We start from the raw sequence: 20602 nt of genomic DNA on the forward strand, positions 1-20602 counted from the left end.
TGATGGCGAGTAAAAAGCGACGCATCTCAGCGGCTACCGCAGTCGTCGTGCAGGCGGGCGTTGATCCCGCGTTCCTCGATGCGCAAGCTGTCGCGTTCCTTTTCCTGGGCATTGAAGAAGCGCGTGCGGATCGCATCGCGACGATCTCGCAGGCGCGCGCAGGTTTCGCGTGGCGGCAGCATCGCGCACTGGTCGCGGATCCAGGTGCCGCCACCGCCGATCACCGGCCGATGGATGCCGCCGTGTGGTGGACGCATCGAGCCGTTCGGTTGCTGCAAGGGCGGTTGCGCGATGCCGCTGCCGGAGGATCGTGTCGGCCGTCCCACCGCGCGATAGCCCAGCGTCCACAGCGGCACCCAGCGCGGATTGCCGGCACCGTCTTCGCTGGTGTAGCGGTCGCCGTCGGGCGTGGTGCACTCGTACATCGGACGCGGTGGTGCCAGGTAGACCGTGCGCACCGGGGGCGTGGGCGCGACCGGGCCGGGGACGGGTGCCGGCACCGGGGCCGGCTTCGGCTTCGGCGCGTCCTGCGGGCGCAGCATCTCGCGCGCCTGTTGCTGCTGGCCCTTGGGGCAGGGCGTGTCGCGCAGGCTCTGCTTGCCGCCGGCATCGGTGCAGCGATAGACGGTGACCGTGCCGCTGGCGGGTTTCGCCTGTGCGAATGCGGTGCCGGTGAACGGCAGCAGCAGGCTCGTCAGCAGGAGAGCGGCGATACGCATCGCCCTATCTTGGCCGCGCACGCGCCGGCGCGGAAGTCCGCGCGTCGGTGGCGTTCAGCGTTCGCCGCGATCAGGCCGACTCCAGCGCCGCCGGGATCGCCTTGATCCCGCGCAGCACCATCCGCGCGATGCTGGCGGCGGCGTCGCGGCCTTCCTGCACCGCGGTCACCACCAGATCGGCGCCGCGCACGCAGTCGCCGCCAGCGAACAGCTTGTCGTGGCCGGTCTGGTAGGCCAGTCGGCCCTGCGCGCCGACCGCCAACCGCCCGTTGGGCTGGGCGTCGACACCCTGCGCGGCCAGCCACTCCGGCACCTTCGGCGAGAAGCCGAAGGCGATGATGACGATGTCGGCCTCGACCACCGATTCGCTGCCGTCGATCGGCTCCGCGTTGCGGCGCCCTCTGGAGTCGGGTGCGCCCAGCCGGGTCTCGACCACGCGCACGCCGCTGGCGGCCTTGCCGTCGCTGCTTTCCACCGCCAGCGGCTGGCGGTTGAACAGGAACTGCACGCCTTCCTCGCGCGCGTTCGCGACTTCGCGCGCGGAGCCGGGCATGTTGGCCTCGTCGCGGCGGTAGGCGCAGGTCACGCTGGCCGCGCCCAGGCGGATCGCCGAGCGCACGCAGTCCATGCCGGTATCGCCGCCACCGAGCACGACCACGCGCTTGCCTGCCAGATCCGGCATCGCCAAGGTGTCTTCCCAGCCGGCGATCGGCCGGCCGTGCGGGTCGCTGCCGGTGACGATACGGCCGTTCTGCACCAGGAAGGGCAGCGCAGGCAGCACGCCGGCCAGGTCCTGCCCGGGCAGGCCGCCATCGGTGTAGCGGTACGCGCCAAGCCCGAGGAACACCGCGTCGTAGCCGGTCAGCAGATGCTCCAGCGTGAGGTGGCGGCCGATCTCCACGCCAAGCTTGAACACCACGCCCATGCCTTCCAGCACCTCGCGGCGGGTGGCGATCACCGACTTGTCCAGCTTGAAACTGGGAATGCCGAACTGCATCAACCCGCCGATCTGCTCGTAGCGGTCGAACACGGTGACCGCGATGCCGCTGCGCACCAGGCGATCCGCGCAGGCCAAGCCAGCCGGTCCCGCGCCGATCACCGCCACATGTTTGCCGGTGGCCACCACCTTGGACAGGTCGGGTCGCCAGCCCTGCGCGAAGGCGGTGTCGACGATGTATTTCTCGACCGCACCGATGGTGACCGCGCCGAAGTCGTCGTTGAGCGTGCAGGCGCCTTCGCACAGGCGGTCCTGCGGGCAGACCCGGCCGCACATCTCGGGCAGTGGGTTGGTCTCGTGGCAGAGCGCTGCGGCTTCCAGGATCCGGCCTTCCTGCACCAACTGCAGCCAGTTGGGGATGTAGTTGTGGACCGGGCACTTGGCTTCGCAATACGGATTCCCGCAATCCAGGCAGCGGCCGGCCTGGTGGCTCGCCTCCGGCTGCGCGAACGCGCCGTACAACTCGTTCCAGTCGCCGGCGGTGCGCAAGGCGAGCGGCAACTTGCGCGGCATCTCGCGCGGCGCGTCGAGGAACTGGAAGACCTGCTTCTTGCTCATGCGGCTCGCCTCAGTTCGTTCGCCAGCGCTTCCAGGCTCGCCGCCTTCGGCTTCACCAGCCAGATCTTGCCGACGTAGTCGCGGAAGTTCTCGAGGATCCGCGCGCCCCAGGCGCTGCCGGTCAGGCGCACATGCGCGGAGACCAGGTCGGTCAGGTGCTGACGGTAGTTGTCGAAGCCTTCCGGGGTGATCCGCACGATGTCGATCAGTTCGTGGTTGTAGCGATCGACGAAGTCGCGCTCGAGGTCGAGCACATAGGCCAGGCCGCCGGTGAAGCCGGCACCGAAGTTCAGCCCGGTGCGACCGAGCACGACCACCGCGCCGCCGGTCATGTATTCGCAGCAGTGGTCGCCGGCGCCCTCGATCACCGCGGTGGCGCCGGAGTTGCGCACCGCAAAGCGTTCACCGGCGCGGCCTGCGGCGAACAGCTCGCCGCCGGTGGCACCGTACAGGCAGGTGTTGCCCAGGATCGGCGCGTCCTGCGAGGCGAAGCGGCTGCCACGCGCCGGCCGCAGGACGATGCGCCCGCCGGCCATGCCCTTGCCGACGTAGTCGTTGGCCTCGCCCTCCAGGTGCAGCTGCAGGCCGCCGGCATTGAACGCGCCGAAGCTCTGCCCGGCGCTGCCGCGCAGGCGCAGGGTGATCGGGTTGGTGGCCATGCCGGTGTCGCCGTGCACGCGGGCGATGCGCCCGGACAGGCGTGCGCCGATGCTGCGGTCGGTGTTGCGGATGCTGTCGCTGTGTTCGCCGCCGCCACCGCGTTCGATGGCGCCGGCCAGCGCGGTTTCCAGGCGCGCGGCCAAGCCGTTCGGCGGGGCCTGCAGCGCCGGCGAGCCGCAATAGGCGGCGGCATGCGACGGGTCGCGCTGCAGCAGGCGGGACAGATCGACATCGACATCTTCGCGAGTCGCGTGTAACGCCTGTTCCAGCAGGTCGGTGCGGCCTACCGCTTCGTCCAGGGAACGCAGGCCAAGCACCGCCAGCCATTCGCGCACGTCCTCGGCGACGTTGCGGAAGTAGCACTCGGCGCGCTCGGGCAGGCCCTTGAAGTGGTCGCGGCGCAGGCGCTCGTCCTGGGTGGCGACGCCGGTAGCGCAATTGTTGAGGTGGCAGATGCGCAGGTACTTGCAGCCCAGCGCGATCATCGGCCCGGTGCCGAAGCCGAAGCTGTCGGCGCCGAGCAGCGCGGCCTTGATGACATCGAGGCCGGTCTTCAGGCCGCCGTCGGTCTGAAGCAGCACGCGCCCGCGCAGGTCGTTGTGCTGCAGCGCCTGGCGGGCCTCGGACAGGCCGAGTTCCCACGGCACGCCGGCATAGCGGATCGAGCCGACCGGGCTGGCCCCGGTGCCGCCGTCGTGGCCGGCGATGGTGATCAGGTCGGCCCCGGTCTTGGCGACGCCGGCGGCGATCGTGCCGACGCCCGCATGGCTGACCAGCTTCACCGAGATCAACGCGTCCGGGTTCACCTGGCGAAGGTCGAAGATCAGCTGCGCGAGGTCCTCGATCGAATAGATGTCGTGGTGCGGCGGCGGCGAGATCAGGCCGATGCCGGGCTTGGCATAGCGCAGCCGCGCGATCAGCGGATTGACCTTGCTGCCCGGTAACTGGCCGCCTTCGCCGGGCTTGGCGCCCTGCGCGACCTTGATCTGCAGCACTTCGGCGCTGACCAGGTAGGCCGGGGTCACGCCGAAACGACCGGAGGCGACTTGCTTGATCTTGCTGCGCTTCTCGGTGCCATGGCGCGCGGGATCTTCGCCGCCTTCGCCGGAATTGCTGCGCCCACCGAGGCGGTTCATCGCGATCGCCAGCGCCTCGTGCGCTTCCGGCGACAACGCGCCCAGGCTCATCGCCGCACTGTCGAAGCGGCGCACGATCGATTCGATCGGCTCCACCTCGTCCAGCGGCAATGGCGTGGCCGCCAGCTTGAGGTGCAACAGGTCGCGCAAGGCGGCTGGCGGGCGCTGGTTCACGGTGTCGGCGTAGAGCTTCCAGTCGGCGCGGTCGCCGGTCAGCACCGCGTGCTGCAGCGACTGCACCACGTCCGGGTTGTACTGGTGGTATTCGCCGCCGTTGACGTAGCGGAGCAGGCCGCCCTGTTCGGGCAGCGCGCAATCGTCCCAGCCGAGCGCGGTGACATGCCAGGCATCGGCCTCCAGGCGCGCGAAGCCGGCGCCACCGATCCGCGACGGCGTGCCATCGAAACAACGCGCGACAACTTCGTCGCCGAGGCCGACGATCTCGAACAACTGCGCGCCGCGATAACTGGCGATGCAGCCGATGCCCATCTTCGACAGGATCTTCAGCAGCCCCTTCTTGACCCCGCGCCGGTAGCTGCGGCCGATCTGCTGCGGCTCGCCGCTGGCCTTGCCGCCGAGGATGCCGCGCCGGCCCAGCGCGTGCAGGGTCTGGTAGGCCAGGTACGGATACACCGCGGTGGCACCGAAGCCGACCAGGCAGGCGAAGTGGTGCGGGTCGCGCGCGGTACCGGTCTCGATGATGAGGTTGACCTCGCAGCGCAGGCCGGTGCGGACCAGGTGCTGGTGCACCCCGCCGGTGGCGAGCAGGGCGTGCACCGCGGCGGTATCGCGACGCGGGCGGCGGTCGCTGAGGATCAGCAGTTCGATGCCGGCGCGCGCTGCCTCTTCCGCTTCGGCGCAGATGCGCTCGAGCGCCAGTTGCAACGAAGAGTCCGCATCGAAATACAGGTCGATGTAGCGGTGCGAGGCGGCGAAGCGTGGCAGCGCCAGCAACTGGTGCAGCTTGCGCTGCGACAGCACCGGCGAATTCAGCAGCACGTGGTCCACGTTCTCCGGACCGTCGTGGAAGATGTTGCCCTCGCGCCCGATCTGGGTGGACAGCGACATCACGCAGTCCTCGCGCAGCGGGTCGATCGGCGGGTTGGTCACCTGCGCGAATGCCTGCCGGAAGCAGTCGTACAGCGGCCGCACCTTCTTGCTGACCGCGGCCATCGGGATGTCGTCGCCCATCGAGCCGATCGCTTCCTGCTCGGTCTCGGCGAGCGGGCGCAGCACGCCTTCCTGTTCCTCGCGGGTGAGCTGGAACAGCTTCTGGAAACCGAGCAACGTGTCGTCGGCGAAGGGCGCGTCGGCAAGCGCCGGGTCGATCAGCTCGGTGTGCAGGTAGGTCATGCCGCGCTTGAGCCACTGCTTGTACGGGCGGCGCGCGCGGTTGACCGCGTCGATGGCGTCGTTGTCGAGCAGGCGGCCCTCGACCAGGTCCACCGCGATCATCTCGCCGGGGCCGAGCTTGCCCTTGGCGCGCACGCGCTCGGCCGGCAGTTCCCACACGCCGGCCTCGGAGGCGATCACGAAGATGCCGTCCTCGGACAGCGTCCAGCGCGCCGGGCGCAGGCCATTGCGATCGAGCGCGCAGGCGGCGTGGCGACCGTCGCAGGTGACCACGCCGGCGGGCCCGTCCCACGGCTCGGAATTGATCGCGTAGTACTCGTAGAACGCGGCGAGGTCGGTGTCCTTGTACTCCAGCGACTGCGTCGCCGGCGGCATCAGGATGCGCATCGCCTTGGGCAGGTCCATGCCGCCCAGCAGCAGCCACTCCAGCATGTTGTCCAGGCTCTGCGAGTCCGAGCCGTGCTGGGAGACGACCGCCTCGAATTCGGCGACATCGAGCAGCGGCGAACGCCACACGTTCTTGCGCGCGTTCGACCAGCAGCGGTTGCCCTCGATGCTGTTGATCTCGCCGTTGTGGGCGAGCCGGCGGAACGGATGCGCCAGCGGCCAGCGCGGCAGCGTGTTGGTCGAGAAGCGCTGGTGGAACACCACCGCGCGCGCCTCCAGCTCCGGACGTGCCAGGTCCGGGAACAACTGGCGCAGGTGGCTGGGCAGGACCATGCCCTTGTAGCCCAGCAGCCGCGGCGACAGCCCGACCACGTGGAAATCCGCATGCGCCTGCAGGGCGTCCTCGCTGCGCTTGCGGGCGAGGAACAACGCGCGCTCGAAGGCGTCGGTGTCGGCGTCGTCGCACTCCACGAAGACCTGCTGGACGCGCGGCATCGAGGACTGCGCCAGGGCCCCGCAGGCGGACGGATCGACCGGCACCTCGCGCCAGCCGGCCACGCGCACGCCGACTTCGGCCAGCTTGGCTTGCAGGATGCTTCGGCAGTCAGCCGTAGCGTTGTCGTCGTTCGGCAGGAACACGTTGCCGGCGGCGATGCTGCCGGGGTGCAGCGCAATACCGGCTTCGTCCGCCAGCGTGCGCAGGAACCGTTGCGCGCCGTGGATCAGCACGCCGCAGCCGTCGCCGGACAGTCCATCGGCGGCCACGCCGCCGCGATGCGCCATCCGCGACAAGGCTTCAAGCGCGATATCGACGATGGCACGCGATCCGGAACCCTCGACCTGGGCGATGAGGCCGAAGCCGCAACTGTCGTGTTCGCTGGCGGGGTCGTAGAGGCCCCGATCCGGGCTGGGCCGCATCGTCGTGATCGTCATTGGGAGGGGGGCGACAGCGCGACGTGGCGGAGGCCACGAAACGTATCGCTTCATCCGAATAGAACACATTTTGTGCGCTGCGACAACCGAGTTTCCGCAGAAAATTTCGTTGCCGCAGAAACTACTTACGCGACATTCGGCGGGACGCCTCAGCGCAGGCTGCGGCCATCGCGGGCGTCGCGGATCGGGGTGGCCTGCAGCAGTCCGCCGGTTTCGCCGGGGGCGATCTGGTCTACCCCGGACACGATGCGCGGATCGAGTTCGGACCGTGCGCGCGGCGACGGCAGGGTCGCGATGTTGGCGCTGGTGGAGACCACGGCACCCCCGAAGCCGTCGCAGAGCGCGACGACGATTGGATGTGCACTCACTCGCACCGCGATGCCGTCGTGGTCGCCGGTGATCCACGCCGGCGCATCCGCGGAGGCCGGCACGATCCAGGTGTTCGGGCCCGGCCAGCTGGCGCGCACGGCATCGCGTTGATCGGGTGCCAATGCGTCCATGGCGACGAAGGGCGCGAGCTGCGCCTCGCTGGCGGCGATCAGGATCAGGCCCTTGCCGACCTCGCGTTGCTTCAGCGCGAGCAGGCGCAGGGTGGCGGCTTCATCGCGCGGATCGCAGCCCAGGCCCCACACGCCTTCGGTGGGGTAGGCGATGACGCCGCGGTTGCGCAGGGCGGCGATGGCGGTTTCGAGGTCAAACATTGCGATCACGCGTTAATGCTCGTCATCCCGGCCTTCGCCGGGATGACAAGCCAAGGCAATCAGAACGGCGCTTCTTCCCGCGTCGCCTTCTTGATGATGCGTTTCTTGCCCGGTTCGACCTTGCTCGCGGTCAGCAGCGGCTTGGCCGGTTCCGGATGCGGGCTGACGTAAGCCTTCTTCGCTGCAACTTTTTTCGTCGCTTTCTTCGCAGTCTTCTTCGTGGCCTTCTTCACCGCTTTCTTGGCGGCGGCCGGCTTCTTCTCGGCAGGCACCTTCTTGGCGACGACTTTCTTCGCCGCCTTCTTGGCGCCGAAACCCTTGCGCGCCGGCTTGCCGGTTTCCGCCATGAACTGCTGCGCTTCCTCGAGGGTCAGCGAGGCCGGCTCGCGATCCTTCGGGATCTTGCCGTTGAACTTGCCGTCGCTGAGATACGGGCCGAAGCGACCGTTGAGCACCTGGATCTCGCTCTCCGCCCATTCCTTGATGATGCGGTTGCGCGCGATCTCTTCCTTCTCCTCGATGAGGAACACCGCGCGGGCGAGATCGATGGTGTACGGATCGTCTTCCTTCTTCAGCGAGGCATACACGCTGCCGCGCTTGGCGAACGGGCCGAAGCGACCGATGCCGACGCTGACCTCCTCGTCCTTGTCCTGGCCGAGCTTGCGCGGCAGCTTGAACAGTTCGAGCGCGTCCTCGATCGAGATCGTGTGCATCGACTGGCCGGGGCGCAGCGAGGCGAATTCGAGCTTCTCGTCGGTGTCCTTGTCGCCGATCTGCGCGTACGGGCCGTAGCGGCCCAGGCGCACGCTGATCGGCTTGCCGGATTTCGGGTCGGTGCCGAGTTCGCGCGCGCCAGTGGCTTCGGTACGGTCCACCGATTCGGATTTCTCGTCGACCAGTTGCTTGAACGGGCCCCAGAACTTCTCCATCAGCGGGATCCAGTCCTCCTCGCCGGCGGCCACCGCGTCGAGTTCGTCCTCGAGCTTGGCGGTGAAGTCGTAATCGACATAGCGGGTGAAATGCGAGCTCAGGAAATTGCTCACTGCGCGGCCGACATCGCTGGGCCGGAAGGCGCGACCTTCCATTTCCGCGTACTTGCGGAACAGCAGGGTCTGGATGATCGAGGCATAGGTCGATGGGCGGCCGATGCCGTATTCCTCCAGCGCCTTGACCAGCGAGGCTTCGGTGAAGCGCGGCGGCGGCTGGGTGAAATGCTGGTCGGCGTGGATGCGCTCGAGCGGGATGGTGTCGCCGGGCTTCATCAACGGCAGCTTGCGGCCTTCATCGTCGTCGTCGCTGGCCTTGCTGTCCTTGCCTTCCTCGTACACGGCGAGGAACCCGGACACCACCACGGTGGTGCCGCTGGCGCGGAAGCTGTGCTCGGCACCGGCGGCCAGTTCCACGGTCACCGTGTTGAGGGTAGCCGGGATCATCTGGCTGGCGACCGTGCGCTTCCAGATCAACTCGTACAGCTTGCGCTCGTCGTCGCTCAGGAACCTGCCCACTTGCGCGGGCGTGCGCAGCGCCGAGGTCGGGCGCACCGCCTCATGCGCTTCCTGGGCGTTCTTGGACTTGGTCTTGTAGACGATCGGCTGGTCGGGCAGGGCATCGGTGCCGAAATCCCGCGCGATCACGTCGCGGATCTCGACCAGCGCATCCTGCGACAGGCTCACCGAGTCGGTACGCATGTAGCTGATCAGGCCGACCGTGCCTTCCTCGCCGATCGCCACGCCTTCATACAGCTTCTGCGCCACCTGCATGGTCTTGCGGGTGGTGAAGCCGAGCTTGCGCGCGCCTTCCTGCTGCAGGGTCGAGGTGGTGAACGGCGGCGACGGACGGCGCTTGCGCTCCTTGCTGGTGACGTCGGTGACGTGCAGCGAACCGCCTGCCGCCTGCTGGATGCGCTTGCGCGCGGCTTCGGCATCCTCGCCGTTGGTGAGGCTGAACTCGAGGTTCTTGGTGTCGCTGACGAACTTGTTGCCGTCGAGCTTGGACAGCCGTGCGGTAAAGCCCTGCGACGGATGCGCGACTTCGGCCTCGATCGACCAGTATTCGTTGGCCTTGAATGCTTCGATCTCTTCCTCGCGCTCCACGATCATGCGCAATGCCGGCGACTGCACGCGGCCGGCGGACAGCCCGCGCTGGACCTTGCGCCACAGCACCGGCGACAGGTTGAAGCCGACCAGGTAGTCCAGGGCGCGCCGCGCCTGCTGCGCATCCACCAGGTCGGTGGCGATCGCCCGCGGGTGCTGCATCGCTTCCTTGATCGCGCGCGGAGTGATTTCGGTGAATACGACACGCTGCAGCGGCTTGTCGCCGACCAGCCCGCGCTCGCGGAGGATTTCGGCGATGTGCCAGCTGATCGCCTCGCCCTCGCGGTCCGGGTCGGTTGCCAGGAACAGGTTGTCGGCACCCTTGGCGGCCTTGGCGATCGCCTCGACGTGTTTCTCGTTTTTCTCGATCAGGTCGTAGCGCATCGCGAAGCCCTGCTCGGGATCGACCGCGCCTTCCTTCGGCACCAGGTCGCGCACGTGCCCGTAGCTGGCCAGGACGGTGAAGTCCTTGCCGAGGTATTTGTTGATCGTCTTGGCCTTGGCGGGCGATTCGACGACGAGCAGGTTCTTGGGCATGCGGCGCAGCTTCCGGTGGGTCGGTGAAGGCGGTGTGACTCTCCGCCGCAGAAGCCAACGCCCGGGGTGGTTGGCCCCGGGCGTTCGATTCATCTCTTTACAGTGGACTCACGGGCCGGGGGCTGTGTCAAGCATTTGCTGCCGGCCGGCAGCAGGAGCAGCCCTGGCCGGAGCCGTTTCAACTCCCCGCAGCGGCGGCGCGCTCGATGTAGGTCTGGTAGGCCGGTATGGCAATCGCCAGCATGATCGCGATGTAGGCCACGATCAGCAGGGCACCCAGGATCAGGACGATGATCGCGACCGTGCCCAGTCCCTTCTGCTGGCGCCCCGGGTCATGGGTGAAGGCCCAGCGATCCACCACCAGCGTACTCGCGACCATGTCGTGCAGGCCGCGCTTGCGCTCGGTCAGGCCGGCCATGATGTAGCCGATGTAGAGGGTGAGGTAGCAGAGCAGGTGCGAGGCCCAGCGACCCAGCGCCCGGCCACGGCTCAGGCGGTGGCCATCGCTGTCGGTGACCTTGATCCCCACCGCCATCTTGCCCAGGGTGGCCTGCGTGCCCGAGGACTCCATGCCCACGTAATACAGCCCGCTCACGAGCGGGTAGGCGAGGTAGATCACGGCGATGAAGCCGCCGATCGCACCGCCGCCCAGCGAGTCGAGGTTCTCCAGCGCGCCCAAGCTGCCGATCCCGATCACCAGCATCCCGACGATGACGATCGCGTAGTAGGCGATGCCGACCAGCATCGAGTCGATGAAGAGTGCCGCCGTGCGCCGCCAGAAGCCGGCATAGACCACCTTCTCGCCGGCGCGGAAGCCATCGCCCACGTCCTCGACGACGGCGGTCGGCGGGGCGTACAGCGAATCCTGGCCTTCGGCCGGTGACGTTTCGATCGTGTTCAATGCACCGGCTCCGGTTCGTCGAGGAACATCTGCGTTTCCATCCAGGCGTAAGCCGCTTCCGACCCCGGCTGGTTGAACAGCACCATCAGCACCACCCACTTGAGGTCGTCGAGGTCCAGTTCGTCCTGGTCCAGCGCCATCGCCCGGTCCAGCACGAGTTCGCGCTGGCCGGCGTCGAGCACGCCGTTCTGCTCCAGGAACAGCAGGAAGCCGCGGGATTCGACATCCAGCTTGTCGAGTTCGCTGCCGTGGAAGATCCGGGTCGGCCCGTTCACCCTCTGCTGGCCAGTAGTGGGCCGTTGGCGTGCCAAGGTGTCGAGCCAGTCGAAGGCGTTGCGGATCTCGGCGCCGGAGAACCCGGCTTCGGTCAGCTCGCTGACCAGCGGACTGTCCAGCGCGGTGAAGTCGTCGCCGGTCAGGATCGCGTCGTTGGCGAAATAGTGCTCGAAGAGGTACAGCAGGACATCCAGGATGCTTTCTTTCATGTCCCCCGGCCTGCGCCCTCGGGCGCGTTGAACCGCTGTCAGGACCCGATCCGGGCGTAGCGTCCGTGTTCCGCCGCGATCCGCCCGTCGAGCTCCAGCGCCAGCAGCATGGAGGACAGGGTGGCAGCCGTCAATCCAGTGCGCGCCACCAGGTCATCCATACCGGTTGGGTCGTGGCCGATCGCTTGCCACAAGCGGTTGTAGTCGCCGTCGCTTTCGGGTGATGTCGGCGCAGGTGCTGGAGGAGTCTCCGGCAGCGGCTCCAGCTGTCCGCGCAAGGCCCGAGCGAGATCGACCACCAGCGGTGCTAGCGCGTCCAGCACCTCGGCGGGCGATTCCACCAACTGGGCACCTTCGCGCAGCAAGCGGTGGCAGCCGCGGGCCATCGGGTTGTGGATCGAACCGGGAATGGCGAAGACCTCGCGGCCCATGTCCGCTGCCAGTCGTGCAGTAATCAGTGCGCCGGATTTCTCCGCGGCTTCCACCACCAGCGTGCCCAGACTCAGGCCTGCCAGGATCCGGTTGCGGCTGGGGAAGTGCTGGCGCAGCGGCCCGGTGCCGGGCGAGTGCTCGCTGATCGCCGCACCGGCGCTGGTGAGCCGATCCAGCAATGGGCGATGGCGCACCGGGTAGGCGATGTCGGGCCCGGTGCCCAGGACCGCCACGGTCGGGCCGGCCACGTCGAGCGCGGCTTCGTGCGCAGCCGCGTCGATCCCGGCAGCCAGTCCGCTGGCCACGCACAAGCCGGCCTGGGCGAGGGCGCGGGCGAACAGGGCGGCATTGGCGCAGCCGCCGGCGGTTGCCGCCCGGCTGCCCACCACCGCCACCGACGGCCGCCACAGCAGCCCGGGATCGCCGGCCAGGAACAGCATCGCCGGCGGCGAGGCGATTCGCCGGAGCAGCGGCGGATAGGCGTCGTCGCGCCAGCCCAGAAGATGATGGTTGGCGGTATCCAGCCAGTGCTCGCCACGGGCAAGTGCTGCCGGATCGGGCGCGCGAATCGCCTTGCACGCTTGGCTGTCCAGGCCATGGCTGGTCCAGTCGCGCTGGCCTGCTCGGTAGGCATCCTCGGCGCTGCCGTGGGTGTCCAGCAGGCGGCGCAGCGCGCTGGCCTGGGCACCGCTGAGCAGCAGGCGGAGCAGGGACGCATGTTCGGGCGTGATCGGCATGCCGCCAGCATCCGCCGCAAACGACGACGGCGCCCTGGGGCGCCGTCGCGTGCTGGGGTCGGAAAACCCCGCTACCTCAAGCCGCAATCAGTACGGCGCGTCAGGATGCTTCAGCTCGTAGCCGATCTGGGTCGGTTTGACGCTGCTCATCACCAGCGCGTAGCTGACGTTGTTGAAGGTACGGAACACCATCGCATGGCCGGCGAACTCGTCCGGCAGGCGCACCTTGGACTCGAACAGGGTCAGCGACTCGTCCTTGTCCAGTCCGTCCCTGACGTTGTCCACCGTGGAGCTGCCGCGCCGCCACATCGAGAACACGGTGCCGTTGTCGATGCCCTCACGGGCACCGCCGGAGATCGCGATCACGTCGCGCGGGCCGCCGGTGCGGTACTTGTCCGCCACCGACATCACCGTCAGGCGGCCGTACTTCTGCTGTTCCTTCGGCGGATGCGGGAAGAACTGCAGGTCGTATGGCTGCGCCTCGACGGGCACAAGGCGATCGCCGACGCGGACGTCACGGCCCTCTGCGTCGAGCAGCAGGGTCGAGGCCTGGATCCCGGCCACTTCACCGCGGGTCACCGTACCGGTGGTCTGGGTGATCAACTCGTAGCCGAGCATCTCGGTGTTCTTGCTCGGGAAGACTGCGTTGGTCCAGAACTCGCCGGTGCCGCGGAAGGTGTCGCCGCGCGCATCGAGATCCTCGCTCTGGAACAGGTCGCAGCACAGGCCGGCGCGCTCGACGAAGCGGTAGCGCTTCTCCGCGCGAACCACCAGGTAGCGTTGACCCGCCGGAATGCCTTCCAGTCCCTTGATGTAGGCGACCTGGCCACGCGTGCTGCGCAGGCGATCGTCTTCAAGCCCAACCACATAGGGCAGGCCGTCGATGCTGTCGACGATCCGCAGGTCCTTCAGGAAGGGCTCGATCTCGGACAGGTTGACCGCATTGACCGGGCCTTCCGCGCGCTGGCCGGGCTGCACCGCGACGCGGTCCAGATAGGCCAGGCTGAGCACGTCGCCGGGATAGATCAGGTGCGGGTTCTTGACCTGCGGGTTGGCCTGCCAGATCTCCGGCCACAACCACGGCCGCTGCAGGAAACGACCGGCGATATCCCAGAGCGTGTCGCCACGCTTCACCACGTAGGTGTCGGGATGGTCGCCGCGCAACTCCACCGCGGCAGCGAAACTCGCCACCGTCAGCAAGGCGACGGCAAACATCGTGCGTACGCCGCGTGCACGAGGCACGACAGGACGCAACGTCTTAGAAACACGTTCAAGCATGACGGCCATCTCCCCGCTTCCCTTGGTAAAAAACCCCCTGAAGCCGACTCACTATAGTCCACAAACCGCCTGCGCTGGCAAGCGCCGGCTCAGTCCGGGGCGGGTACAATCGCGAAGACTGTCGCAAATACGGACGATGACGTCCCGGACGCACTGCCATGGCCCTGCTCCCCATCCTCGAATTTCCGGATCCGCGCCTGCGTACCAAGGCAGTCGCGGTGGCCCCTGCCGAACTGGCCGAACCCGCTTTCCAGCGGTTGTTCGACGACATGTTCGAAACCATGTACGACGCCCCGGCATCGGCCTTGCGGCCAGCCAGGTGGACGTGCACAAGCGCTTCATGGTGATTGACGTGACCGAGGACAAAAGCCGGCCGCTGGTGTTCGTCAATCCGGTGATCGGTGCCCGTCAGGGCGAGCAGGTGTACCAGGAAGGCTGCCTGTCGGTGCCCGGCATCTATGCGGACGTGACCCGCAGCGATGTGATCACCGTCGATGCCCTCGACCGCCATGGCGTGCCGTTCACCCTGGAGGCCGACGGCGTGCTCGCGGTGTGCATCCAGCACGAGATGGACCACCTCGACGGCAAGCTGTTCGTCGATTACCTCAGCCCGCTGAAGCGGGAGATGGTGCGCAAGAAGCTGGCCAAGGCGCGCCGCGCCGCCTGACCCGCATCGGATCGGCTGTCGCCACGTCGCCGTCCACGTTTGGAGAACCGCGTTTGAAGATCGTCTTCGCCGGCACGCCGGAATTCGCCGTGCCCTGCCTGCGTGCCTGCGCCAATCTGGGCGAGGTCGTGGCCGCCTACACCCAGCCGGATCGGCCGGCCGGGCGTGGTCGTGGCCTGCAGCCGTCGCCGGTCAAGCTGGAAGCGATCAAGCGCGGCATCCCGGTCCACCAACCCGAGAACTTCCGCAGCGTCGCATCGAAGGCCGAACTGCGCGCCCTGCAGCCGGACGTGATGGTGGTGGTGGCGTATGGCCTGCTGCTGCCGCAGTCGGTGCTCGACATCCCGGTGCATGGCTGCTGGAACGTGCATGCCTCGCTGCTGCCGCGCTGGCGTGGTGCCGCGCCGATCCAGCGCGCGATCGAAGCCGGCGACACCCGCAGCGGGGTCTGCCTGATGCAGATGGAGAAAGGCCTGGACACCGGCCCGGTGTTGCTGGCGCAGGCGCTCGACATCGGCCCCACCGAGACCGGCGGGCAACTGCACGACCGCCTGTCCGAACTTGGCGCGCGCGTACTCGGCGATGCGCTGGGCCTGTTGCGCGCCACGATCCAGTTGCCGCCGCATCCGCAGCCGGAGGATGGCGCGACCTACGCCCGCAAGCTCGACAAGGCCGAAGCGCGACTGGACTGGTCGCTGCCGGCGACCACGCTGGCGAACAAGGTCCGTGCCTTCAATCCGTGGCCGATGGCCGAGGCGATGCTCCTGGGCGAGCGGGTGCGCATCCACGGGGCGGTCGCCCTGGATGAAGCGCATGGCGCAGAACCCGGCCGAGTCCTGCGCAGTGGCCGCGACGGCATCGACATCGCCTGCGGCAGCGGCGTGTTGCGGATCCGCGTGCTGCAGCGGGATGGCGGCAAGGCGATCACTGCGGCGGATTACCTGAACGCACGTCGCAATCCCGCCGCATGAGCGCAGGGGTCAACGCCCGGGTCAGTGCCGCCCGCGTCCTCGACGTGGTCCTCCATCGTGGTCGTTCCTTGAAGGCGACCCTGGCCGCGGCCTTGCCCGCGCTGGAGGATCCGCGCGACCGTGCGCTGGTGGAAGCCATCGTGATGTGCGCGTTGCGCCAACGCGCGCGTTTCGATGCGGCGCTCGCGCAATGGGTGGCCAAGCCGCTGGAAGCACGCGACCACGAACTGCGCGCGCTGCTGCATGCGGGTTTCGCCCAACTGGAAATCGGCCTGCCTGCGCATGCGGCGGTGGCGGCCAGCGTGGACGCCGCGCGCGCGCTGGGTCGCCCGCACCAGGCCGGCCTGGTCAATGCCGTGCTGCGCCGCGCCCAGCGCGAAGGCCTGCCGCAGGCCGGCAACGAGGCGGCGTGGCCGGCCTGGCTGGCACGGCGCATTCGCGACGACTGGCCCGGACAGGACCAGGCGATCTTCGCCGCCAGTGCGCAGGAAGCGCCGATGTGGCTGCGGGTGAATCGTCGCCTGCAGTCGCGCGATGCCTATGCCGAGCGCCTGCAAGAGGCCGGTATCGCTGCGCAGACGCTGCCCGCACTGGCCGATGCATTGCGCTTGGACACGGCGTTGCCGGTGCACGCATTGCCGGGCTTCGATACCGGCGCGGCATCGGTGCAGGACGCTGCCGCACAGGTGGTGGCCGATGCACTCGCACCGCCACCCGGCGCACGCGTGCTGGATGCCTGCGCCGCACCCGGGGGCAAGGCCGCGCACCTGGCCGAGCGCGATCCGTCGTTGCGCATCACCGCGCTCGACGTGGATGCGCGGCGGGTGCGACGCATGCAGGAGACCTTTGCGCGGCTCGGACTCGCCATCGACGCGCGCACCGCGGACGCCCTGCGACCGGAAGCGTGGTGGGATGGCGTTGCCTACGACGCGATCCTGGTCGATGCGCCGTGCAGTGCGACCGGCATCGTGCGCCGGCAGCCGGACATCCTGCTGCACCGGCGCGAGGCCGACATCGACGCGCTGGTCGAGACCCAGGCGAAGCTGCTGGACGCCGCGTGGCCGTTGCTGGCATCGGGTGGCACGCTGCTGTACGCCACCTGTTCGATCCTGCGTGCGGAAAACGCGGCGCAGGTCGAGTCCTTGCTGGCACGCACGCCGGCCGCCGTGCTGGAACCGCTGGATGCAGCCTTCGGCCGCGACACCGGCTTCGGCCACCAGCGACTTCCCGGCGAAGAGGGCATGGACGGCTTCTTCTACGCGCGGCTGAGGAAGTCGTAACCGCGCGTCGCTATGATTCCGCGATGACCCAAACCCGTCGCGAGACCTGGCTGTTCTGGCTGTTCGCCCTGCTGATCCTCGGTGCCGGGCTGGGGCTGCGCGATCCGTGGCCGGCGGACGAACCGCGCTTCGCGCTGGTGGCGAAGCAGATGGTCGAAAGCGGCGACTGGCTGTTCCCGCATCGCGGCAGCGAGCTGTATTCGGACAAGCCGCCGTTGTTCATGTGGTTGCAGGCGAGTGGGTTGTGGCTGACCGGCAACCTGCGCATCGCCTTCCTGCTGCCGTCCCTGCTCGCCGCGCTGGGCACGCTGTGGTGCGTCATCGACCTCGGCACGCGACTGTGGACGCGGCGCATCGGCGTGTATGCAGGCTGGGCCGTGCTGCTCACGATCCAGTTCACCTGGCAGGCGAAGAAGGCGCAGATCGATCCGCTGGTGGTGTTCTGGATCACCCTGTCCTGCTACGGCCTGTTGCGGCATGCGTTGCGCGGGCCCGACTGGCGACTGTGGGCGCTGGGCTGGGCGGCGGCCGGACTGGGCACGATCAGCAAGGGCGTAGGCGTGATCGCGCTGTTCATGCTGCTGCCGATGGCGTTCGCGGCGCTGCGTGGTTGGCCGGGTGTGCGCCTGCATGCACGCGATGCCAGATTCTGGCTCGGCCCGCTGGCCTTCCTCGCTGCCTGCGGGGTATGGCTGGTGCCGATGTTGCTGGCCGCGCTTGGCAAGGGTGGCGATGCCTACGCCGCCTACGTCGACGACATCCTGCTGCGACAGACGCTGACCCGCTATGCCGATTCCTGGCACCACGGCCAGCCGGCCTGGTATTTCATCGAGGTCGCGCTGACCGCCTGGTTGCCGACCATGTTGGCGTTGCCGTGGGCGATTCCGGCGTGGCGTCGACGGTTGCAGCGTCGTGATGCGCGCTACCTCCTGCCGCTGGCGTGGGTGCTGCTGGTGTTCGTGTTCTTCAGCATCCCGTCGGGGAAGCGCGACATGTACATCCTGCCGGCGTTGCCGATGCTGTGCCTGGCGCTGGCGCCGCTTCTGCCCGGAATCCTCCGCAAGCCGAGTGCGCAGCGCCTGCTGGCGGGGTTCGTCGCGCTTTTCTCGCTGGCACTGCTGGGCGCGGGGCTGGCGATGCTGTTCGGCGAGCCCGGCTTCGAGCGCAAGTTCATGGACGGCCGCGATGCCGCGGTCGCGCATGGTCTTGCAGCGATGTTCGTGGCGTCGGGTGCCGCAGGGCTCGGTGCGCTGCTGTGGTTCGGCCGCCGCCGCGCGCAGACCGCGCTGGTGGCGATGCTGGCCACGCTGTGGGTGCTGTATTCGCTGGTCGGCGCGCCGCTGTTGAACGACGGTTCGTCCTCGCGCGGATTGATGCGAGACGTAGGCGCAGCGCTTGGGCCCGAAGCGCAACTCGGCCTGGTCGGCTGGCGCGAGCAGCAATTGCTGATGGCCGATCGCCCGGCCGCGGATTTCGGTTTCAAGCGTGACCCGAAACTCCAGTTCGTCGATGCGCTGGCCTGGCAGCGGCAGGCGTCGGCTTCGCCACGCTGGCTGCTGGTCGAGGGCAGCGCACTACCAGCCTGCGTGGACACGGCGCGCGCGCGCGACATGGGCAATGCCAACCGCCGACGCTGGTGGTTGCTGCCCGCCGCCGCGACTCGGGCCTGCCGATGACGCCGGTGCGCGTGCTGCATTTCGTCACCGGTGGTTTTTCCGGCGGCGCGACCCAGGTGGCCGTGCAACTGGTCAATGCCGCGCGCGAAAGCGATGCGATCGAGCCGCTGCTGGTGTTGCGCCGGAAGCGCCACGCGGATCCGGCGCGCATCGAAGAACTGCGTGCTGCCGGGGTGCCGTTGGAACTGGTCGCGGGCTGGTCGCATGCGGCGACCATCGCCGCGCTGGTGAGCGTGTGCCGGCGCTTCCAGCCCGACGTGCTGGCCGCGCATGGTTTCAGCGAACACCTGTGGGGTCGCTACGCGGGTTTGTTGGCGAAGGTGCCGCACCTGGTGCATGTGGAGCACAACACGCGCGAGCGCTACAGCGCATGGCGGCGTGCGCAAACGCGCTGGCTGGCGAAGCGCACCGACCGCATCGTCGGTTGTTCGGAGGGCGTGCGCCAGGCATTGCTGGCGATGGGCATGCCGGCCGAGCGCACGATCGCGATCCCGAACGGCGTGCGCCTCGAACCGTTTGCAAACGCCGATGCGCATCCGTTTGCGCAGCGCATCCCCGGCATCGTCATGGTCGCGCGCTTCTCGAAGCAGAAAGACCACGCCACGGTGCTGCGCGCGCTCGCCCTGTTGCGCGAACGTGGCCTGTCGCCGCCGCTGCTGTTTGCGGGTGGTGGCAAGGACCTGCATCGCAGGCCGCTGGAACGATTGGCCGATGAGATCGGCATCGCTGCCCAGGTGCAGTTTCTTGGCGTGGTCCGCAACGTGCCCGAACTGCTGATGACGCATCAGCTGGCGGTGCTCGGTACCCATCACGAAGGCATGCCGCTGGCCCTCTTGGAAGGCATGGCTGCCGGTTGTGCGGTGGTCGGCAGCGCAGTGCCCGGCGTGCGCGAAGTGCTGGAAGACGGCGTCGATGGCTTGCTTGTGGCGGAATCGGATCCGGTCGCGATGGCCGATGCACTGGAGCGCGTCCTGCGCGATCCGGAGCGCGCCGCGCGGATGGCGGCGACCGCGCGTGAAGTTGCCCTGCAACGCCACGGTCGCGAGTTGATGAACCAGCGTTACGAGGATCTGTTCGTGTCGCTGGCGGGGCGCGCGTGATCCAGCTCGGCCGCGATCCGCTGCTCGCAGGCCCAGGCGTGGCCGATGATGGTGTGCAGATCCGCGTATCGCGGCGTCCACCCAAGCGCGGCGCGCGCGGCCGCGGCATCGGCCACCAGCGACGGCGGATCGCCGGCGCGGCGCGGCTCCATCACCACCGGGATCGGGTGGCCGGTGATCCGGCGCGCGGTGTCGATGACCTCGCGCACCGAGAACCCGTTGCCGTTGCCCAGGTTGTAGCGCGCGCTGCCGGCGCCGCCCAGCAACTGGCGCAGGGCCAGCAGGTGGGCATCGCAGAGGTCGGCCACGTGCACGTAGTCGCGCACGCAGGTGCCGTCCGCGGTCGGGTAGTCGTCGCCGTACACGCCGATGTGCGGGCGGCGGCCGGACGCGACCTGCAGGATCAGCGGCACCAGGTGGGTTTCCGGATCGTGGCGTTCGCCGATCTCGTTGTCCGGATCGGCGCCGGCGGCGTTGAAGTAGCGCAGGCAGACCGACTTCAGGCCGTAGGCGTGGTCGTAGTCTTCCAGCAGTTGCTCGACGAACCATTTGCTGCGCCCGTACGGATTGATCGGCGACTTCGGGTGGGCCTCGTCGATCGGCACATACTGCGGATCGCCGAAGATCGCCGCGGTGGACGAGAAGATGAAGCGCAGGATGCCGCGCGCACGCATCGCGTCGAGCAATGTCTGGGTGGCGGTGACGTTGTTGCGGAAGTACTTGCCGGGATCGGCCACCGATTCGCCGACCTGGATGAAGCTGGCGAAATGCATCACCGCCGCGGGCTGCACCTCGGCCAGCACGCGATCGACGAACGCGGCATCGCCCACATCGCCCACATGCAGTTCCTCGCCGCGCACCGCGTTGCGATGGCCGCTGCTGAGGTCGTCCAGCACCACCGGGCGGTAGCCGGCCTGGCGCAATGCCTTGACCATCTGCGAACCGATGTAGCCGGCACCGCCGGTGACCAGGATGGTGTCTGTCATGGGGAATCGACGCGC

General features: G+C 68.4%; 14 protein-coding genes and 1 pseudogene. 5 read left to right on the forward strand and 10 right to left on the reverse strand.

What is annotated here, in order from left to right:
* Nucleotides 1-26 precede the first annotated feature (26 nt).
* The 9 genes from H9L16_RS06230 to H9L16_RS06270 form a co-directional block, all read right to left on the reverse strand.
* Nucleotides 27-719 carry a DUF4124 domain-containing protein gene (locus H9L16_RS06230; protein ID WP_187553674.1) on the reverse strand — a complete coding sequence of 231 codons (693 nt, stop codon included), beginning with the start codon at nt 717-719 and terminating at the stop codon, nt 27-29.
* Nucleotides 720-789: 70 nt separating this feature from the next.
* Complete coding sequence (locus tag H9L16_RS06235; protein WP_187553675.1) at nt 790-2274, reverse strand: FAD-dependent oxidoreductase; 1485 nt, start codon at nt 2272-2274, stop codon at nt 790-792.
* Nucleotides 2271-6743: a glutamate synthase large subunit gene (gltB, locus tag H9L16_RS06240; protein WP_187553676.1), complete on the reverse strand. Its 4473-nt coding sequence runs from the start codon at nt 6741-6743 to the stop codon at nt 2271-2273. Before gltB ends, H9L16_RS06235 begins: the two co-directional genes overlap by 4 nt.
* A gap of 149 nt (nt 6744-6892) precedes the next feature.
* Nucleotides 6893-7453 (reverse strand): L-threonylcarbamoyladenylate synthase type 1 TsaC, encoded by a 561-nt coding sequence (gene tsaC / locus H9L16_RS06245; protein WP_425507237.1) that lies wholly within the window; start codon nt 7451-7453, stop codon nt 6893-6895.
* 50 nt (nt 7454-7503) lie between these two features.
* Complete coding sequence (locus H9L16_RS06250; protein ID WP_187553677.1) at nt 7504-10074, reverse strand: DNA topoisomerase I; 2571 nt, start codon at nt 10072-10074, stop codon at nt 7504-7506.
* A gap of 178 nt (nt 10075-10252) precedes the next feature.
* Nucleotides 10253-10975: an RDD family protein gene (locus H9L16_RS06255; protein WP_187553678.1), complete on the reverse strand. Its 723-nt coding sequence runs from the start codon at nt 10973-10975 to the stop codon at nt 10253-10255.
* Nucleotides 10972-11460, reverse strand: a complete 489-nt coding sequence (locus H9L16_RS06260) for a DUF494 family protein (protein WP_187553679.1) — start codon at nt 11458-11460, stop codon at nt 10972-10974. Before H9L16_RS06260 ends, H9L16_RS06255 begins: the two co-directional genes overlap by 4 nt.
* A gap of 38 nt (nt 11461-11498) precedes the next feature.
* The gene (gene dprA, locus H9L16_RS06265; protein ID WP_187553680.1) at nt 11499-12629 is read right to left on the reverse strand and encodes a DNA-processing protein DprA; all 1131 of its coding nucleotides are present in this window, start codon (nt 12627-12629) and stop codon (nt 11499-11501) included.
* A gap of 87 nt (nt 12630-12716) precedes the next feature.
* Nucleotides 12717-13844 (reverse strand): LysM peptidoglycan-binding domain-containing protein, encoded by a 1128-nt coding sequence (locus H9L16_RS06270; protein WP_229796642.1) that lies wholly within the window; start codon nt 13842-13844, stop codon nt 12717-12719.
* Between the two features lie 221 nt (nt 13845-14065).
* Between H9L16_RS06270 and def the strand changes: the two are divergent.
* The 5 genes and pseudogenes from def to H9L16_RS06295 all read left to right on the forward strand — a co-directional run bounded on the left by def (nt 14066) and on the right by H9L16_RS06295 (nt 19601).
* Nucleotides 14066-14574: pseudogene (def, locus tag H9L16_RS06275) on the forward strand (peptide deformylase).
* A gap of 53 nt (nt 14575-14627) precedes the next feature.
* Nucleotides 14628-15545: a methionyl-tRNA formyltransferase gene (gene fmt / locus H9L16_RS06280; RefSeq protein WP_187553682.1), complete on the forward strand. Its 918-nt coding sequence runs from the start codon at nt 14628-14630 to the stop codon at nt 15543-15545.
* Nucleotides 15542-16825, forward strand: a complete 1284-nt coding sequence (gene rsmB / locus H9L16_RS06285) for a 16S rRNA (cytosine(967)-C(5))-methyltransferase RsmB (RefSeq protein WP_187553683.1) — start codon at nt 15542-15544, stop codon at nt 16823-16825. The genes fmt and rsmB overlap by 4 nt, the downstream gene beginning before the upstream one ends.
* A gap of 23 nt (nt 16826-16848) precedes the next feature.
* Complete coding sequence (locus H9L16_RS06290) at nt 16849-18501, forward strand: ArnT family glycosyltransferase (RefSeq protein WP_187553684.1); 1653 nt, start codon at nt 16849-16851, stop codon at nt 18499-18501.
* On the forward strand, nt 18462-19601 hold the full coding sequence (locus tag H9L16_RS06295) for a glycosyltransferase (RefSeq protein WP_223158178.1): 1140 nt from the start codon (nt 18462-18464) through the stop codon (nt 19599-19601). The genes H9L16_RS06290 and H9L16_RS06295 overlap by 40 nt, the downstream gene beginning before the upstream one ends.
* Here the strand turns inward: H9L16_RS06295 and galE are convergent.
* Nucleotides 19562-20587, reverse strand: coding sequence for a UDP-glucose 4-epimerase GalE (gene galE, locus H9L16_RS06300; RefSeq protein ID WP_187553685.1), 1026 nt, complete (start codon nt 20585-20587; stop codon nt 19562-19564). The two genes, H9L16_RS06295 and galE, sit on opposite strands and share 40 nt — an antisense overlap.
* Nucleotides 20588-20602: the final 15 nt, after the last annotated feature.

The sequence above is a fragment of the Thermomonas carbonis genome (assembly GCF_014396975.1).
GTDB lineage: Bacteria > Pseudomonadota > Gammaproteobacteria > Xanthomonadales > Xanthomonadaceae > Thermomonas > Thermomonas carbonis.

Bases quoted from the DNA above. Each gene is read 5' to 3' on its own strand.
- H9L16_RS06230 (WP_187553674.1), bottom strand. From the start codon at position 719: ATGCGTATCGCCGCTCTCCTGCTGACGAGCCTGCTGCTGCCGTTCACC.
- H9L16_RS06235 (WP_187553675.1), bottom strand. From the start codon at position 2,274: ATGAGCAAGAAGCAGGTCTTCCAGTTCCTCGACGCGCCGCGCGAGATG.
- gltB (WP_187553676.1), bottom strand. From the start codon at position 6,743: ATGACGATCACGACGATGCGGCCCAGCCCGGATCGGGGCCTCTACGAC.
- H9L16_RS06250 (WP_187553677.1), bottom strand. From the start codon at position 10,074: ATGCCCAAGAACCTGCTCGTCGTCGAATCGCCCGCCAAGGCCAAGACG.
- H9L16_RS06260 (WP_187553679.1), bottom strand. From the start codon at position 11,460: ATGAAAGAAAGCATCCTGGATGTCCTGCTGTACCTCTTCGAGCACTAT.
- dprA (WP_187553680.1), bottom strand. From the start codon at position 12,629: ATGCCGATCACGCCCGAACATGCGTCCCTGCTCCGCCTGCTGCTCAGC.
- H9L16_RS06270 (WP_229796642.1), bottom strand. From the start codon at position 13,844: ATGTTTGCCGTCGCCTTGCTGACGGTGGCGAGTTTCGCTGCCGCGGTG.
- rsmB (WP_187553683.1), top strand. From the start codon at position 15,542: ATGAGCGCAGGGGTCAACGCCCGGGTCAGTGCCGCCCGCGTCCTCGAC.
- H9L16_RS06290 (WP_187553684.1), top strand. From the start codon at position 16,849: ATGACCCAAACCCGTCGCGAGACCTGGCTGTTCTGGCTGTTCGCCCTG.
- galE (WP_187553685.1), bottom strand. From the start codon at position 20,587: ATGACAGACACCATCCTGGTCACCGGCGGTGCCGGCTACATCGGTTCG.